A 19,706-nucleotide genomic window follows, 5' to 3' on the forward strand; every position below is an offset into this window, starting at 1 on the left:
TTATATGATACTACTTAATAAATATACAAATCAAAAGGATATAGTGGTAGGAACACCTGTGCTTGGAAGACTAAATCCAATATATTACAACACTGTAGGAATGTTCGTTAATACTTTAGCCATAAAAAGTAGTGTAAAGGAAGAAATGACAATAAGTAATTATTTAATAGAGCTAAAAAATGATATTCAGGAAGCCTTAGCAAATCAAGATTATCAATTTGATGAGCTAGTTCAAAAACTTCATATAAAACGTGGCTTAAATAGAAATCCACTTTTTGATACAATGTTTATTTGGCAAAATGACGGTTTTGGAGAAATCAACATAAATGATTTAGAAATTCAAAGTTATCAAATAGATCATAAAACAGCTAAATTTGATTTAAAACTAGAAGGGATAAAAGAAAAAGATGAAATAGTACTGTATTTAGAGTATTCAGTTGATTTATTTAAAAAATCTACGGCTGAAGGTATTACGAAACATTATTCTAATATATTGGAACAAATTGCATTTAATTCTGACAGAAAGATATCGGATATTCAGCTGATATCAGATGCTCAGAAAGGTAGAACTGTACAAGATTTTAATGAGATTTTATAGTTCATTCAAAAATAGGACAATGTAGGAAAGTTATGTAACAAGATATAATACCAAAAAGATTAACTATAAAGAATATATACTAAATAAATACATACAAGGTAAATATATTTTGTGTGTATTTATTTTTCACCACAAATTTATAAAATTTCAAGTAAACACGCACAACAATACAATATTATACATAAAAAGTAAAAACATATAAATAAATACATGCTTATTTATAATTTAATGTTCGACAAATTAATATATTTTTTCATTCTAATTTCTAATATTTTTACGAGGAAGAGATAAAGCAAATTAAGTTAAAAGTATCATATATAAAACATTTGAGTAAATAAAAGTAAAATAATTATTTGTAAGGTAATTATGAATAAATATGAATATAATAGTAATAAATATCAAAAAATATAAAATAATGGCGAACGAAAAATAATAAAAAAAAAAGGAAATTAACACTTATTTAACAAATTAATAAATTATATTACAAAAAATAAATAGAAAATGTAGTAAATATAGATAAATATGTAAAATAAATAATATATATAATTAAATATGAATATATTTCAATAAATAGAATAAATGACATAAAAATATAAATAATAAAAATAACTACACATATGACAAAACAAAGATATAAAAATTATATAAATGTTATGAAATAAATATAATGAAGTGGTATCTTATTCATGATTTGTATTGAAGCTAATTTAGTAAAATCTTAAAAAGTTATTAATACAATATAACCAAGGGGGAATAATATGTTCAAACACAAAAGTAAGACTAGTGAAAATCTAGTGGAATGCCTACAAGAAATTAGTAATAAAAATTCTGCAAAAGGAATTACTTTTATTCAAAATGACGACGAAGATTTCTTATCTTATAGAGAATTCTATAATATAGCTTTGATGACACTTAATGAATTACAGAAAAAAAATTTAAAACCGGGGGATGAATTAGTATTACAAATAGATGATAACAAAGAATTATTAATAATATTTTGGGCATGTTTATTAGGTGGTATCATTCCAATTACTACTCCTATTGTAACTAGTGATGCACATAGAACAAGGCTTGTAGGAATATGGAGAATATTAAATAACCCACATTTAATTACCAGTAAAAAAGTATATGAAAAGCTTAAGCATCAGACATTAAGTAGTTTAAAGGAAGCTTCAGATGTTGATGTTGAATCAAGAATAATATTAAGTGATGTTATATATGTGAATGAAAAAAACGGGACTATACATGAAACACACTCTGATGATATTGCGTATATTCAATTTTCTTCAGGTTCAACAGGTAATCCTAAAGGTATTGTATTAACACATGAAAACCTAATATCTAATTTAGTAACATTAAAAGAGGCTTTTGGATTATCAAGTGATGATTGTATGTTAGGGTGGATGCCTTTAACACATAATTTTGGACTTTTATTCTTCCACATAATGCCTTTAGTGCTTGGTTGTAAGCAAAACATAATGACTACTAATACTTTTATAGAGAATCCATTACAATGGATGGATAAAGCTCACAAACATAAGGCAACTTATCTAGCTGGTCCTAATTTTGCATACAAACATTTTCTATCATTTCTCACAGATGATGAGAAAGAAAAAAGACATTGGGATTTATCAAATATACGAATAATTGCTAACGGAGCAGAACCTATATCAGCTGAATTGAGCAAAAGATTTTTTAATGAGCTGTCTAGGTGGGGATTAAAAAATAATATAGGTGCACTTGGTTATGGATTGACGGAGGCAACTTCTATAGTAACGCTTACCATAATAGGTAAAGAGATGAAATATTTAACACTTCATAGAGATCATATGTCAATAGGTCAGCAAGTAATGGAGGTTAACAAGGATGATGAATGTGGAATAACTTTAGTGGACGTTGGTCATGCTTTCGATTGCTGTAAATTTAAAATTTGTGATAATGAAGATAATATATTACCAGATAATGTCGTAGGTGAAATTTATGTTAAAGGGAAAAATGTTACTAGAGGCTATTATAATGACCTTAAAGCTACCAAAAGAGTAATGACTCAAGATGGATGGTTAAAAACGGGGGATTTAGGATTTAAACGAAATGAAGATCTATTTGTATCTGGTAGAAAAAAGGAGATTATATTTGTTAATGGACAAAACTACTATCCTCATGATATCGAAGCAATTGCAAGTGAAATAAAAGGTGGAGAGGCTGGTAAAGTTGTTGTTTGTGGAATATACAATCCACAACTAGAAAAAGATGATATTATCATGTTTATCTTGTTTGAAGATGATGTAGAGAAATTTGTGTCAAAAGCTATAGAATTCAAGAAATATATCAATTTAAGTACAGGTTTAGTATTAAAACATGTTTTACCAATCAATAAAATACCAAAGACAATCACTGGTAAGGTTCGAAGATTTATTCTAAAAGAGGCATATAGCAAAGGTGAATATAAAGAGTTAACTTTACACTTAGATACACTAATTAAAGAAAAAGTAGAGAGTCGTGATGTAGATTTAGCAACGACTAAACTAGAAATACAATTAGTAAATATGTGGTCAGATATTCTTGGAATAAATAATATAGGTATAAACGATAATTTCTTTGAATTAGGTGGGAATTCGTTAAAGATAGCATTATTAATTAAGAAAATATATGAATCGTTAAATATTAACTTAACAATGGGAGTAATATTTGAATTTTCTACAGTGAAAACGTTATCAGCTTATTTAACAGGTATAAAAACTAATAATTTATGTGAGACTGCTGCAACAATGCAGGCAGAAGAGCTTGAATATTATCCTCTAGCAGCACCGCAGAAAAGAATTTATGTATTATGCAAATTTAATAAAAACAATTTCAGCTACAATACACCTATTGCATTTGGAATTAAAGGAAATGTAAATATAAAGAACTTAAAAGTAGTATTAGACAAGTTGGTTAAACGACATGAAGCTCTAAGAACTGGTTTTGTAAGTATTGATAATATACCATATCAAAAGATTTATGATGAAATTAATTTTAATATAGAGGAAATTAATGCAAAGGGAAGAGCAGTAGAAGAAATAATAGAAGAATTTATCAGACCTTTTGACTTAGACAAGCCATCTCTTTTTAGAGTAGGTCTAATTACTCTTGATGTAAATGATTATATTTTACTATTTGATATGCATCATATTATTTTTGATGGACAGTCGGCAAGGGTACTAATAGATGAGGTTACAAAACTTTATAGTGGAAAAAAATTATATGAACCTGTAGTTCAATACAAAGATTTTACAATGGCGATGCAAAATAGTAAAGGTAAAAGCATAATGAAAAGACAGGAAAAATATTGGCTGGAAAAACTTAAAGATGTACCTGAATTAGATTTACCATTAGATTATTCTAGACCATCAGAGCATTCATTTATTGGAGATATAGTAAGATTTAAAATCGATAAAGAAGTAACTAAAAAATTAGAAATACTTGCTAATGATAATAAAACGACTTTATATTCAGTTTTATTCATGGCTTATATGATACTACTTAATAAATATACAAATCAAAAGGATATAGTGGTAGGAACACCTGTCCTTGGAAGGTTGAACCCAATATATTATAACACTGTGGGAATGTTTGTAAATACTTTAGCCATAAAAAGTAGTGTAAAGGAAGACATGACACTAAGTAACTATTTGTTAGAGCTAAAAAATAATATTCAGGAAGCCTTAGCAAATCAAGATTATCAATTTGATGAGCTAGTTCAAAAACTTCATATAAAACGTGGATTAAGTAGAAATCCACTGTTTGATACAATGTTTATTTGGCAAAACGACGGCTTTGGAGAAATTAACATAAACGGTTTAGAAATTCAAAATTATCAAATAGATCATAAAACAGCTAAATTTGATTTAAAACTAGAAGGAATAAAAGAAAAAGATGAAATACAACTATATTTAGAGTATTCAGTTGATTTATTTAAAAGATCTACAGCTAAAGGTATTACGAAACATTATTCTAATATATTGAAACAAATTGCATTTCATTCTGAAAGAAAGATATCGGATATTCAGCTGATAACTGATGCTCAGAAAGATAGAACAGTACAAGACTTTAATGAAATTTTATAGGTTATTTAAAATATGACAATGGAGGAAGGCTATGTGTGGAATTTGTGGAGTATTTGATTTAAAAAAACAAAATAGAATCAATCAAATAATTTTGCAAAAAATGGCAAATAAAATACAACATAGAGGTCCAGATGATATCGGTTTTTATATTAAAGATAATATTGGACTGGGATTTACAAGACTAAGTATTATTGATTTAAATGGAGGTATGCAACCAATTAGTAATGAAAATAATTCAGTTATATTGGTATGCAATGGAGAAATATTTAACTACAAAGAATTGAAAAAGGAATTAATAAGCAAAGGGCATTTATTTAGGACAAGCACTGATGTGGAAGTATTGATACATCTTTATGAAGAATATGAATATGATTTTATAAATAAACTTAATGGACAGTTTGCATTTGCAATTTATGATTTAAGAAAAAATCAATTATTTTGTGGAAGAGATCATGTTGGAATATTGCCTTTTTACTATACATTGACTGATGATAATTTGTTTATATTTGCATCAGAAATTAAAGGAATTTTAGAGCATCCATCAGTTAAAAGAGAGGTAGACCTTGTTGGTTTAGATCAGATTTTATCATTTCCCGGCTTAATTAATGAGCAAACTTTATTCAAAAACATAAAGAGTCTACCTAGTGGAAACTTTCTTTGTGTTTCATTTGAAGAGGATTTACAAATAAAAGAATATTGGGATTTAGTATATCCAAAAACAAATGAAACTTGTTATTCGGAGAATGATGATTATTACATTGATAGGTTGGATGATATTATTACAAAAGCTGTAAAATACAGATTAAATGCTGATGTTCCAGTAGGATTCTATTTAAGTGGAGGATTAGATTCATCAATTATTGCTTCAAAGATAAAAGAAGTAGATCCACAAAGTAGAAGACATTCATTTTCGGTAGATTTTATTCAAGAAAATATGTCAGAAGGGAAATATCAAAAAATTGTAGCTGACCATGTAAATTCAATACATCATAATAGGTTATTTGATACAAGAGATATAGCTAAATATTTGCCAAAAGTGATTTATCACAGCGAAAGTCCCTTAAAGGAGACTTATAATACTGCTTCTATGGCTTTATCTGAAACAGTTAGAAAACAAAATATAAAAGTAGTTTTAACAGGTGAGGGTGCAGATGAATTATTTGGAGGATATGTAGGTTACAAATTTGATAAAATGAGGCAGCATAAGAAACAAGAGATTACAGAGCAGCTATTACTTGAAAAAAAGATGAGAAAACAGCTATGGGGCGATGAAAATTTCTTTTATGAAAAGGATTACAAAGATTACGAAAATAAGAAAAGACAGTTATATTCTCATAAGATAAATGAATGTTATGAAAATATAAATTGTTTTAATAGAGATATTATCAATAAAGAAAGAATTCGTAATATAGATTTATTGCATAAAAGATCTTATATTGATTTCAAAGTACGCTTAACAGAGCACCTATTAGGTGACCATGGAGACAGAATGGCTTATTCGAATTCAATAGAAGCAAGGTATCCTTTTTTAGATAAGGACTTAATAGAATTTGCAACTAAAATACCACCACGATTAAAGTTAAATGGGTTTATTGAAAAATATATCTTAAAGAAAATTGCAGAATCCTTAATTCCAGAAGAAATAATTAATAGACCTAAATTTAGCTTTGTTGCACCAGGGAGTTCCAAAATACTCAAACAAAATCATGAGTTTATAAATGATATGCTTTCTTATCAGCAAATAAAAAGACAAGGATATTTTAATCCCGATAAGATTGAAGCATTAAAAAAACAATATTTGTCAAAAGATTTCAAACTGAATTTACCTTTTGATGAAGATTTTTTAATTATTGTTATAACGTTTAATATTTTTCTTGAAAAATTCAATATGCCTAATAAGTGAAAGGAGCTGAAAACTTGACAAAAACTATACAAAAAGAATTACAAAATTCTTTTAAAAATAACAGTGGTAATATCGCTATTGAGTATGGAAAAATAACCTTAACATATAGCGAATTGGAGAAAAAATCAAATTATATAGCAAATTATATTATTTCTAAAAATATAAAGCCCAAAACAGCTATAGGAATTTTAGTAGAGAGTAAACTGGAAGTAATTTCTATAATCTTAGGAATATTAAAAGCAGGTTGCATATTTGTACCTTTAGATTCCAATTATCCTGTAAATAGAACTTTAACGATGATGGAAATATCTGAAATGAAGCTTTTATTTATTGATTCACATAATATCAATAATTTTGAAAGCTTACTAAAAGAAAAAACAGATATTGAAGTTATTAGTATTGATAATGCTTTATATACTCAATATAAATTGGAACATAAAGCCAAGCAACAGCCTGATATATCTTATAATCCTAACGATGCAATATACATGTATTTTACATCAGGTTCAACAGGACAACCAAAAGCAATTGTTGGTAAGAATGAAAGCTTACTCCAGTTTATAGAATGGGAGATAGATGAATTTGGTATAAATGAACATTTTCGTATGAGCCAATTTACATCACAATGTCACGATCCATATTTAAGAGATATATTTTTACCGTTATTAACAGGGGCAACTATATGTATACCAGAAGTTAGAGAAATAATTCTTGATACAGAAAGTCTAATAGAATGGATTGATAAAGAAAAAATTACATTAATACATTGTACACCAAGTCTTTTTAAAGTGTTTAATTCATCAAAGCTTAATGGAAATAATTTTGCTGATTTAAAATTTGTACTTTTAGCTGGTGAAAAAATAAATCCTAAAAATCTAATTAATTGGTATCAGGTATTTGATGAGAGAATTCAATTAGTTAATTTATACGGACCAACAGAAACAACGTTAGCTAAATTATTCTATTTCATAAAAAAGGAAGATTGTAATAGAAATAATATACCGATAGGTAAACCTATAAAAAAAGCTAGAGCTATTATTGTAGACAATCAAATGAGAGTATGCTCAGATGGAATTAAAGGTGAAATAATAATACGTTCTCCTTATTTGACATTAGGTTATTACAATAATGATGAGGAAAATAAACGTAAATTTATTGTAAATCCATTTACTAATAATTTTAATGATATCGTGTACAGAACAGGTGATTATGGAAGAATTACTCCAGAAGGAGATATAGAGTTTCTTGGTAGAATGGATAGACAAATAAAGATTAGAGGAATCAGAATAGAATTAGAAGAAATTGAGCACTTTTTATTAAAGCATTCTTTAGTTAAAGAAGCAGTAGTTGATGTTAAGGAAAGAGAAAATAATAATAAAATAATATGTGCGTATATAATTTTTCAAAATAAATCCGCAAATGAAAATACCGATAATTCATCTGAAATTACTGAAATAAGCCAATATTTAAAGGAAAAACTACCAAATTATATGGTTCCTCAATCCTTTATGGCAATGGATAAGTTTCCTATAACTGAAAATGGAAAAATAGATTATAAAGCTCTACCAATTCCTCTTTATTATGATATAGAAAAAAATGAGACAATAATATGGGATGATATAGATAAGGAAATTAGAGATATATGGTGCAAGATTCTAGGAATAAAAGAAGTGGGTATAAATGTAAACTTTCTTGATATTGGAGGAGATTCATTAAATATTATGACAATGATAGCTGAAATCAATCAGAAATATAATATTGAATTTCCATTAGGATATGTTTTTGAAAATCCAACAATCAAAGGAATTTCTCAGCATATAAGAACAATGATAAACAAAGAACAACAAAGTGATTTATCTATCAAATTAGCACCATCAAGGTCGTATTATCCACTATCTTCGGAACAAAAAAGGATGTTTATATCTAACTTTTATGATAGTAATAATGCTGTTTATAATATATCCGCTGCAGTAATTATTGAAGGGAAAATTAATGTTAAAAAGATGGAAGAATCTTTTAGAATCCTTATAAGCAGGCATGAATCATTAAGAACTGTATTTTTAGTAGTTGATGATGAGCCATACCAAAAAATAATTGATGAATTTGACTGGTCAATTGATTATATGGAAGCGAAAGAAGAGAAAATAGATGATGTTATAAAAGATTATATAAAACCTTTTGACTTATCAAAAGCACCATTATTTAGAATAGGGTTAGTAAAAGTGGGGTTAGAAAAACATTATCTTATATTTGACATGCATCATATTATATCAGATGCTGTATCTTCAATGATACTACTAAATGAAATAAGAATAATGAATAATAAAGAAAGTTTACCTACAATTCCTATACAATACAAAGATTATGCTTTCTGGCAAGGTTCTATGCGAAATACAGATAAATTTAAAGAATGTGAGAGTTATTGGATAAATAAGTTTAAAGAAACTGTACCTGTGTTGGATATGCCAACTGACTATGAAAGAACTGATATAAAGAGTTATAAAGGTAAAAGTTTTGATTATGTTATAAGTAAAAAATTAACAAAAGATTTAGAAGCTTTAGCTATCAAGAATAATGTTACATTATATATGTTACTTTCTTCAATTTACCTTATATTGATAAATAAATATTCTAAACAAAATGATATTACTATTGGTACACCAATTACAAATAGACCACATAAAGAATTAGAAAATGTTGTAGGTATGTTTGTTAATATATTACCTATTAGAAATCAATTGCATCCAGATATGTCATTTTTAGAATTATTACAAGAGGTAAGAAGAAATAGTATCGAAGCATTTAATAATCGTTTTTATCAATTTGAAGAGCTAGTAAATAAATTAAAAATAAATCGAGTTTCAAACAGGCATCCTATATTTGACATTGTCTTTACGATGCAGGACATAAATGTGATTGAACAAAAAATTGGCAATGTAAAACTAGTTCCACATAGACTAAAAGATAAATTAACAAAATTTGATTTACTATTATTCGCTACCATGCAGAAAGAAAACATTTACTTAAGTTTAGAGTACCTTGAACAGTTATATAAAAGAGAAACGATAGAAAAAATGATGAAGAGGTACATTGAAATCATGGAAAGTGTAGTTGATAATCAAAATATTCTTCTTAAAGATATAAACTTTAATATGAATATTTATAAAGCTGAGACAACATTCAGTGAAGATGATTCAAGTGATTTCTTAATGTAAAAATAAACGAATATGGAGGGTTAAACATGAAAAGTAATGAAGTTTCAAATGATAAAAAGGAATTATTATTATTACTATTACCTTATTGGACTCCACTAATACCGCCATTAGGCATATCATGTCTTAAAGCTTATTTAGAGAGTAAAGGACATACTGTAACAACAGCTGATGGCAATATACAACCACAGATGAATGATATATATATAAATTATACTGATAAGCTTCAAGAGTTTGTTCCTGAAAATAAAAAAGGCAATTTTTACAATTTGGCTCATCGCGTTTTAAGAAGACATATGATGGCTTATATTAACAATGATAATAAAAAGGATTATTATAATTTAATAAAAATTTTAGTTGAAAAAGTATTTTATTTTGAAATAGATAATTCACAAACAGATGAGTTAGATGAGATAATTCATAATTATTATAATGAATTAGCATTATATGTTGAAAAATTAATTAACAAAGTAAAACCAAGTGTATTGGGTTTGAGCGTTTACAAAGGAACTTTAGCATCATCTTTATATGCTGCAAGGATAGTAAGAAGTAAATTCCCAGAAATAGAAATATTAATGGGTGGGGGTATTTTTGCAGATGAGTTGTCTTTTGGTTCACCTAATTTGGATTTCTTTTTAGAAAAAACTAAAGATTACATTGATCATATATTTGTTGGAGAAGGTGAAATACTATTTGAAAAATACTTATCAGGAGAGTTATCAGCTAATCAAAGGGTATATACATTGGCAGATTTAAATAATCAGATAGTAGAGCTTTCAAAAGCACCGCTTCCTGATTTTGGTGAATTAGATTTACGTTTTTATCCTCAATTGGCATCATATGCTTCTAGGAGTTGCCCTTATCAATGTAGCTTCTGTACAGAAACGGTTCAATGGGGGAAATATAGGAAAAAAAGTGGTAAACAAATTGTAAATGAGTTACAAAGTCTTAGTAAGAAATATAATTATCAATTGTTTTTAATGGGAGATTCATTATTAAATCCGATTGTATCAGATGTATCTGATGAAATGATTGATAAAAAACTATCTCTCTATTTTGATGGATACTTACGTGCAGATAAACCTGTATGTGATATAGATAATACAATTAAATGGCGTAAAGGTGGTTTTTATCGTGCTCGTTTGGGAGTTGAGAGTGGATCTCCTAAGGTACTTAAATTAATGAATAAAAAAATAACAATAGATCAAATAAGAAAATCATTGATGAATCTTGCTTTATCAGGTATAAAAACAACTACATATTGGGTTGTTGGACATCCTGGAGAAACTGAAGAAGATTTTCAACAAACTCTTGATTTGATAGAAGAACTAAAGGATTTCATTTGGGAAGCTGAATGTAACCCATTTGATTATTTTTATACAGGACAAACTAATTCTAATACATGGGCAGATAAAAGATATAGACTATATCCCGAGGAAGCAAAAAAGATGCTGTTAGTTGAAACATGGGCGTTAAATTGTGAACCTTCAAGGGAAGAAATTTATAAAAGAGTTAATAGATTTGTAAAACATTGTAGGAGATTAGGAATTCCTAATCCATATAGTTTAAATGATATTAATAAAGCAGATGAACGATGGAAAAAGCTTCATAAAAATGCTGTTCCAGCTGTTTTAGAATTTAAAACTGGGAAAAAAATTAATGATAATCTCTCAGTAGAGAAGATACACTATGCAGATAAAATTAAAGAAGATGAAGGAGATTTCGTTTTTTAATAATAACCTTAGCTAAGAGGAGAGTGAGGATTTAAATATGAAAGATTTGTCTATTGATTTAGCTCTAGCTAGTGCAGAATATAACAAAGAAAAAGAATATTGGATGAGTAATTTAGAAGATTTTCAGAAAAGTTCTTTTTGCTTAAACAATAAAATGATTAGAAAAGATAAAAACTATTATCAGGAGGAAAAAATCATAATACCAGAAAACGTAGCAGCATATTTAGTAAAATTAAGCAATGGTTCAGATAAAAGATTACATATGATTTTAGTTACTATTATATCTACCTTACTAAGCAAATACACCAGTAATAAAGATATTGTTGTAGGAACAACTATATATAAGCAAAATAGTGATGTAGAATTTATAAATACGATTCTACCATTAAGAATGATAATGAAAGAAAATATGACATTTAAGGAATTAATACTATCAGTAAGACAAACCATAACCAAAGCAGTCGAAAACCAAAACTATCCTATGGGACAAATTATTAATAACTTAGGTTTAGATGTTAACAATGAAAGTTATCCATTATTTGATGTAGGAATATTACTTGACAATATTCACTGTAGAAAATACTTAGGAGATGTTAAATTAAATACAATTTTTACATTTAAGAGAGTAGATAATAGTATTGAAGCAATATTGGAATACAATACACAAATATATGATGAAAAGAAGATACAGAAAATAACTAATATTTTAGGCTTGATACTAGAACAAATTATATCAAATATTAATGTACAAATTAGTGATATTGAGATAATTACACAAGAAGAAAAAAGGAAACTTGTTTATGAATATAATAAAATAGAGGTAGAGTATCCTAAAGATGAAACAGTAGCTAAACTATTTGAAGCTATAGTAAGTGAAAACGCTGACAAAACAGCAGTTATCTTTAGTGACAATGAGATAACCTATAGCAAATTAAACAAAAAAGCAAATCAATTAGCATCCTTGCTAAGAGCAAAGGGAGTTAAAGAAAACACCATAGTAGGTATTATGCTAAAACCTTCAATAGAGATTATTATAAGTATAATAGCTGTTCTTAAAGCTGGTGGAACATATCTGCCTATAGAACTTGATTATCCGCATAAAAGAATAGCTTACCTTTTATCAGATAGTGAGGCTAAATTTCTTATAACTCAGAAAGATTTTAATAAGAAGATTGAATTTAGTGGTGAAATAATTGATATTAACCAAAATTCTATATTTACTGGGAATGATCAAAATTTAAATATAATTAATAAAAGCAGTGATTTATGTTATGTAATATATACCTCTGGAACTACTGGTAAACCTAAAGGAGTAATGATACAGCATCAGTCTGTAATTAATTATATATCATGGGCTATAAAAGAATATGTTTGTAATAAAGAATGTACATTTCCTCTTTTTACATCAATTTCTTTTGACTTAACAGTAACTTCTATTTTTACATCATTGTTATCTGGCAATAAGCTTAGAATTTATGATGGTCCACATAAGGAGTTATTGATCGAAAATGTTATAGAGGATAATTGTGTAGATATTATAAAATTAACACCTTCTCATTTAAAAATGGTAAAAAATAAAATAGGTCAAAGCTCAAAACTTAAAAAATTAATCATAGGTGGAGAAGTATTAGAGACTAATTTAGCAGTAGAAATTAAAAAATGTTTTAATGAATCAATTGAATTATATAACGAATATGGACCTACAGAAGCAACTGTTGGATGTATAGTTCATAAGTTTTGTTATGAAAATAACAAAGAAAATGCAGTATCTATTGGTAAACCAATTCAAAATACTAAGATTTATATTTTAGATAAAGATCTAAAACCTTTACCTACAGGAATTGTAGGAGAAATATATATAAGTGGTGATGTTTTAGCTAGAGGTTATATTAATAAAGCAGAATTAACAGAAAAGAATTTTATTAATAATCCATTTGTTTCAGGAGAAAAAATGTATAAAACAGGAGATTTAGCTAAATGGAATGAAGATGGGAATATAGATTGTTTGGGTAGGTCTGATCATCAGTTAAAGATAAGAGGCTATAGGATAGAGCTAGATGAAATAGCTTGTAGCTTAGAAAAACAAGAGGCTGTTAAAGAAGCGGTTGTAGCGATGAATGATAATAACAAATTGACTGCATATATGGTGTTAAAAGAAAAACTGACAATTGATGATATAAAGAATCATCTTATTGAGGAATTACCAGAATACATGATACCACTTGTTTTCATGCAAATAGATAAAGTTCCGTTAACGATAAATGGAAAAGTCAATAAGAAAGAATTATTAAATATGGGAATGCAGATAAATAAGGGTAGTAGCATAAATTTACCTCAAAATGAAATAGAAAAATCATTGCTGTCTTTGTGGAGAAGATTACTTGAAGTTGAAGAAATAAGTGTAACTGATAACTTTTTCGAGATTGGTGGAGATTCTCTTAAAGCTACGTTGCTTGTAATAAAAATACAAGAAAGCTTTAATAAAGAAATAAGCTTGTTGGATGTATTCAATAATCCTACAATAAAAGAGCTTTCAGAGCACATAAATAAAATAGGATTTACTAATTATGAACCAATTCCAGTTGTAGAAAAAAGAGATTATTATCCATTATCTTCTGCTCAAAAAAGAATGTATTATTTAAACGAACTACAAAAAAATAGCATAAATTATAACATTCGTGGAGCAATAACGATTACAGGAATGTTAAATAAAGAAAAGTTCGAAAAAGCTATGGAAAGTATAGTGAAGCGTCATGAAGCATTTAGAACTGCATTTATAGTAAGAGATGATGTGATAGTTCAAAAAGTGTATGAATATAACGATATAAATTTTAAAATTAAATATTGCACAGCTAGAAATAAAGAAGAAATAGACGAAATTATAAAGAATTCTATTGTACCTTTTGATTTATCAAAACCACCATTATTAAGAGTTGTATTGATAAATACTTCCCTTGATAAAAATATTTTTGTAGTGGACATGCATCATATTATATCAGATGCGGTAACTTCTGACATAATAATAAATGAATTTATTAAACTTTATAATAATATAGAATTGCCAGATGTTAAATTACAGTATAAAGATTATGCTCAGTGGCATAATGAGAAATTATTGAGCGATGCTATAAAGAAACAAGAAGATTACTGGCTTAATAAATATAAAAATGGTGTACCATTAGTTAAATTGATGACCGACTATCCTAGACCATCATTTAATGATTATCAAGGTGATTCAATTGATTTTACTATAGATGATGAGTTAACAAAAAAAATAAGGAAAATGTCTGGTTCGTATTCTGTTTCAAGGTATATGTTTATGCTCTCGGCTTATTTTACATTGCTATTTAAATATACTACTCAGAAGCAATTAGCTGTTGGCATGTTAGTATCAGGACGAAATCATCCTGATTTACAAAATATTATAGGAATGTTTGTAAATACTTTAATCATAAAGGCTCAAGTTGATAAAGATAAACCGTTTAATCAGTTATTAAACGATATTAAAAAAGATACATTAGAAGCTCTTGATAATCAAGATTTTCAATTTGAAATGTTGGTAAAGAAACTGGATAAAAGAAAGGAACAACGACACAGTGAACTAATAAATGTTATGTTTGTATTTCAAAACAAAGATTATGAATTCTTAGAATTTGATGATTTTAAATTCGAACCGTATGGGTTTAAGAGTAATACCTCAAAATTTGATATTGTTTTTACTTGCGTTGAAGGAACTAATAATTTAAAACTAAATATTGAGTATAGCACTAGAATATTTAAGAAAGAAACTATTGAGCTTATGATAAGACATTATATAAATATTTTAAATGAAGTGGTAAATAACTTGGAAATTAATGTGGGAGACATTAATATGCATTCAAAAGAAGAGCTTCTCATGATTAAAGAATACACTAAAAAGCAAAATACAAGAAATATAGATGCAGATTTTGATTTATAGATTAATAATAAGAGAATGTTTTTGAAAAACATAATTGTCTAGATTCTTAGGGGGTATAGCCATGGAGAATATAAGTAAAAATGGTGATATTAAAGAATTAATAAATACCAAACAAAAAGAATATTGGCTTAGTCAATTGTCAGGGGAATTGCAAGAAGTCCAACTGATGTCAGATTATGACATTAAAGAAAGAAGTGAAATAAAACTAAAAGAGGTGTCTTTTAGCATTCCAGAAGAATTATCAATGAAAATTTTAAAACTGGGTAAATCATCAGATTTATCACTATATCTTATATTACTTACAAGTTTGAAAATATTAGTCAATAAATATACAGGTATAGATGATATTATTATAGGTTCGCCAATGTATAAATATGATGATGAAGAAAATGAATTAGCTAATTTAGTTGCTTTGAGAGATAAAATTAATAATGAAACAACATTTAAAAATTTACTTTATAGTATTAGGGGCACTACTTTAGAAGCTTATGAAAATCAAAATTATCCTTATGAAAAAATTATAGAACAACTTACTATTTTAAATAATGACAATAAAGTGAGTTTGTTTGGAATAATATGTGAGTTTGGTAATATACACAAAGCAATAGAGAAGATACCAAATAATTGCAATATATTAATATCATTAACAAGAACAGAAAATAATATTGTGGGTACATTTAGGTATAATTCCAATATGTATAAAGAATCGACTATTAATCAAGTAATAAGCCACTATATTAATATTCTAGATGATAATATCAACAACCCACAAAAACCAATTAATAATATTTGTATGTTAACAGATGCTGAAATAAAACGAATTCTTAACGATTTCAATGATACTAGAGAAGAATTTTTAAAAAATAAAGTTGTACATGAACTATTCGAAATGCAGGAAAAGAAGACTCCAAATAACATTGCAGTGACATTTGAAAATAAGGAAATAACTTATAAAGAGTTAAATGAAAAAGCAAATCAATTAGCGAGATTATTAAGGAAAAAAAGCACTGCAAATGATACTATCGTATCGATTATGGTTGATCGATCAATAGAAATGATAATAGCAATATTAGGGACTTTGAAAGCAGGAATGGTGTATATGCCTATAGACCCTGCTTATCCAACAGGTAGAAGAAAATATATATATGAAGACAGTAAAACAGAAATATTAATTTCACAGAAGCATTTATTGTTAGAAGACAGCATTGAACTTGATTTCTTTAAAACAGATAACATTGTGCTTGCTGATGATGAAAGTATTTATACAGGAGAAAGCACTAATTTAGTAAATACTAAAAAATCAGATGATTTAATTTATATATTATACACATCAGGAACAACAGGCAATCCAAAGGGAGTAATGGTCAAACACAGTAATATAGTAAATTATGTACATGCATTCTTAAAAGAGTTTAAAGTAAATGAAAATAGTAAAGTATTACAGCAGGCAAGCAACACTTTTGATGTCTTCGTAGAAGAAGTGTATCCAACTTTATTAAGTGGTGGATGTGTTGTTATTGCCGCAGTAGATGAAATAAAAGACATATTGCGCTTAACACAGCTAATAAGAACAAAAAATATTTCTCTAATTTCATGCTCACCACTATTGCTTAACGAAATAAATCAATTACCAATATTACCAAGTGTAAAAACTTATATTAGTGGAGGAGATGTATTAAAAGGTAACTATATATCAAACATTATAAAAACGGCAAATGTATATAATACTTATGGTCCTACAGAAGCAACAGTATGTTGTAGTTACTATAAGTGTATTGGTGAAGACATAACAAATGTACCAATAGGCAGACCAATATCAAACTATAAAGCTTATATATTTGATAAGAATATGAATTTATTACCTATAGGAATACCGGGAGAACTATGTGTAACTGGAGAAGGAGTAACAAAGGGTTATTTGAATTTACCAGAGTTTACTAATAAAAAATATGTAGAGAATCCATTTAACTCTACAGAAACAATGTATAAAACAGGTGATTTAGCGAGATGGCTTCCAGACGGGAATATAGAGTTTTTAGGAAGAATAGATAATCAAGTAAAAATAAGGGGATACAGAATAGAATTAAAGGAAATAGAAAACAGATTATTAGAGTATGAAAAAATAAATAATGCTGTAGTAATAATAAAAGAAGATAGTATAGGAGATAAACAGCTATATTCATATGTAATTTCTGATGAAGATATAACTTCCCAAGAAGTTAAAGAATATCTAAAAGAATATTTACCTAAATATATGATACCTTTATATATTATCAAAATAGATGAAATGCCTGTTACTGCTAATGGTAAGATTGACTATAAAACACTTGCAAAATTAGATGACAGCTCCACAATAAAAACAGCTTACCAAGCACCATCTACAAAAACTGAAGAAACTTTAGTGCAGATTTGGAAAGAGGTACTTTCAATAGACGAAAAAATAGGTGTAAAAGATAATTTTTTTGAACTAGGTGGACATTCACTGAGAATAATGAAATTGTGTGTAAAGATTAATAATCATTTTAATATAGAAGTTCAGTTAACTGATATATATAATCTTCAAAGCATAGAAAAAATGGCTCAATACATTGATAATAGTGTAAGAAAAAAGAAAAATCTAGCATTAGAGATTGCAGAAAAAAGGGATTATTATCCTCTATCTCCTGCACAAAACAGAATTTTTATTATGAACAGTATGATAGAAGATAATACGAATTATAATATGCCTTTTATTACAAGGTTAGAAGGAGAGCTATCTAAAGATAAGCTTACCGAAGTAATATATAAATTAATTATGAGACATGAAACACTAAGAACAAGCTTTGAAAATATAGAAGGAACAACAGTTCAAAGAATAAACGATAAAATTGACTTTAAATTAAATTATATAGAAAAAGATGAAAAAGAAGTGGTATCTGTTATCAAAGAATTTATTAAACCATTTGACTTAAGTAAGGCACCTTTATGTAGAGCTTGCCTAATAAAAATAGGAAACAATAGTTATATATTTATATTAGATTTGCATCATATTATATTTGATGGAGTTTCAAGTACAATATTAATTAATGATTTTGTTAAGTTATACAATGGTGATGAATTACCAAAGCAAAAATTTCAATATAAAGACTATGTACTATGGCATCAAAAAATGGAATTGACATCATGGAGAAAAAAACAAGAAGAATATTGGCTAAACCAATTCAAAGGAGAAATACCAATATTACAATTACCTACTGACTATAAAAGACCATTAGTTAAAAGTTGTGTAGGGAAAGATTATAGATTTGTTATAGATCAAAAAATTACAAATAAGTTGCATAAACTTATGAATGAGACCAGTACAACAACATTTATGGTACTTCTAACGGCGTATAATATTCTATTATTTAAGTATTCTGGTCAAGAAGATATAATAATTGGAAGTCCTATAGCAGGGAGAATAAATGAAGATCTATATTCAATAATAGGAATGTTTGTAAATATGATTCCTATTAGAACGTATCCACAATATACTAAGAGCTTTAGAGAGCTTCTAGAAGAAGTTAAGACGAAATCGTTAGGATTTTATGAGAATCAGGATTACCAATATGAAGAATTAATAGATAAGCTTAAACTAAAGAGAGATCCTGCAAGGAATATGTTATTTGATTGTGTTTTTTCATATCATGAAGAAAACTCAGTTGAAATTCAGTGTGGTAAATTTAAATTATATGAATATCCATTAGAAAATAACAGATCTACGTACGATTTAATTTTAAAGGGATATGAAAATGATAATAAAATGATGATGACTATAGAATATGATTCTATGCTGTTTAAAGAAGAGACTATAAAAGAAATGAGTGAAAACTATATCAATATAATTAATCAAGTGGTAGATAATGCAGATATTTTACTTAAAGATATTAAAAATTCATATGATACATCGATTTTAGATACAACAAGCGTAGAGATTGATGATGGTGAGTTTGTACTGTAGATTGAATAATTTTACAAAAGGAGTCGTGCAGAATCTTTTCATTCCGATGTTGGAAAGAAATCTTGCATGTCTCCTAACAATATAATTGGTTACTTATTATATATTTTCTTTGGTCCTTAGTAATTCTATGGGGAATTATAAAAATAATTGCAAAATCACATACTGAAATAAAACATATCAAAACTGCAGATGGTAAACAATGGAATAATTGTGATAA

General features: G+C 27.2%; 7 protein-coding genes. All 7 read left to right on the plus strand.

The window, feature by feature from the left end; all coding sequences use genetic code 11:
* The coding region (locus tag AYC61_RS01910; RefSeq protein ID WP_156456302.1) for a condensation domain-containing protein at positions 1-598 on the plus strand (598 nt) is incomplete at its 5' end.
* Between the two features lie 758 nt (positions 599-1,356).
* Entirely contained in the window at positions 1,357-4,704 is a 3,348-nt protein-coding gene (locus AYC61_RS01915; RefSeq protein ID WP_066496021.1) for a condensation domain-containing protein, read from the plus strand.
* A gap of 31 nt (positions 4,705-4,735) precedes the next feature.
* Positions 4,736-6,607 carry an asparagine synthase (glutamine-hydrolyzing) gene (gene asnB / locus AYC61_RS01920; protein WP_066496022.1) on the plus strand — a complete coding sequence of 624 codons (1,872 nt, stop codon included), beginning with the start codon at positions 4,736-4,738 and terminating at the stop codon, positions 6,605-6,607.
* Positions 6,608-6,621: 14 nt separating this feature from the next.
* Positions 6,622-9,822 carry a non-ribosomal peptide synthetase gene (locus tag AYC61_RS01925; RefSeq protein ID WP_066496025.1) on the plus strand — a complete coding sequence of 1,067 codons (3,201 nt, stop codon included), beginning with the start codon at positions 6,622-6,624 and terminating at the stop codon, positions 9,820-9,822.
* Between the two features lie 26 nt (positions 9,823-9,848).
* A complete protein-coding gene (locus AYC61_RS01930; RefSeq protein WP_066496029.1) occupies positions 9,849-11,552 on the plus strand; it encodes a B12-binding domain-containing radical SAM protein in 1,704 nt (567 codons plus the stop codon).
* A 37-nt stretch (positions 11,553-11,589) separates the two neighbouring features.
* Positions 11,590-15,510 (plus strand): non-ribosomal peptide synthetase, encoded by a 3,921-nt coding sequence (locus AYC61_RS01935; protein WP_066496032.1) that lies wholly within the window; start codon positions 11,590-11,592, stop codon positions 15,508-15,510.
* Positions 15,511-15,571: 61 nt separating this feature from the next.
* Positions 15,572-19,489: a non-ribosomal peptide synthetase gene (locus AYC61_RS01940; RefSeq protein WP_066496034.1), complete on the plus strand. Its 3,918-nt coding sequence runs from the start codon at positions 15,572-15,574 to the stop codon at positions 19,487-19,489.
* The last annotated feature ends 217 nt before the right edge of the window (positions 19,490-19,706 follow it).

Source organism: Abyssisolibacter fermentans, from assembly GCF_001559865.1.
GTDB classification, from domain to species: domain Bacteria; phylum Bacillota; class Clostridia; order Tissierellales; family MCWD3; genus Abyssisolibacter; species Abyssisolibacter fermentans.

Excerpts from the sequence above, each read along its gene's own strand:
- AYC61_RS01915 (WP_066496021.1), top strand. The coding sequence starts at position 1,357 with ATGTTCAAACACAAAAGTAAGACTAGTGAAAATCTAGTGGAATGCCTA.
- asnB (WP_066496022.1), top strand. The coding sequence starts at position 4,736 with ATGTGTGGAATTTGTGGAGTATTTGATTTAAAAAAACAAAATAGAATC.
- AYC61_RS01930 (WP_066496029.1), top strand. The coding sequence starts at position 9,849 with ATGAAAAGTAATGAAGTTTCAAATGATAAAAAGGAATTATTATTATTA.
- AYC61_RS01935 (WP_066496032.1), top strand. The coding sequence starts at position 11,590 with ATGAAAGATTTGTCTATTGATTTAGCTCTAGCTAGTGCAGAATATAAC.
- AYC61_RS01940 (WP_066496034.1), top strand. The coding sequence starts at position 15,572 with ATGGAGAATATAAGTAAAAATGGTGATATTAAAGAATTAATAAATACC.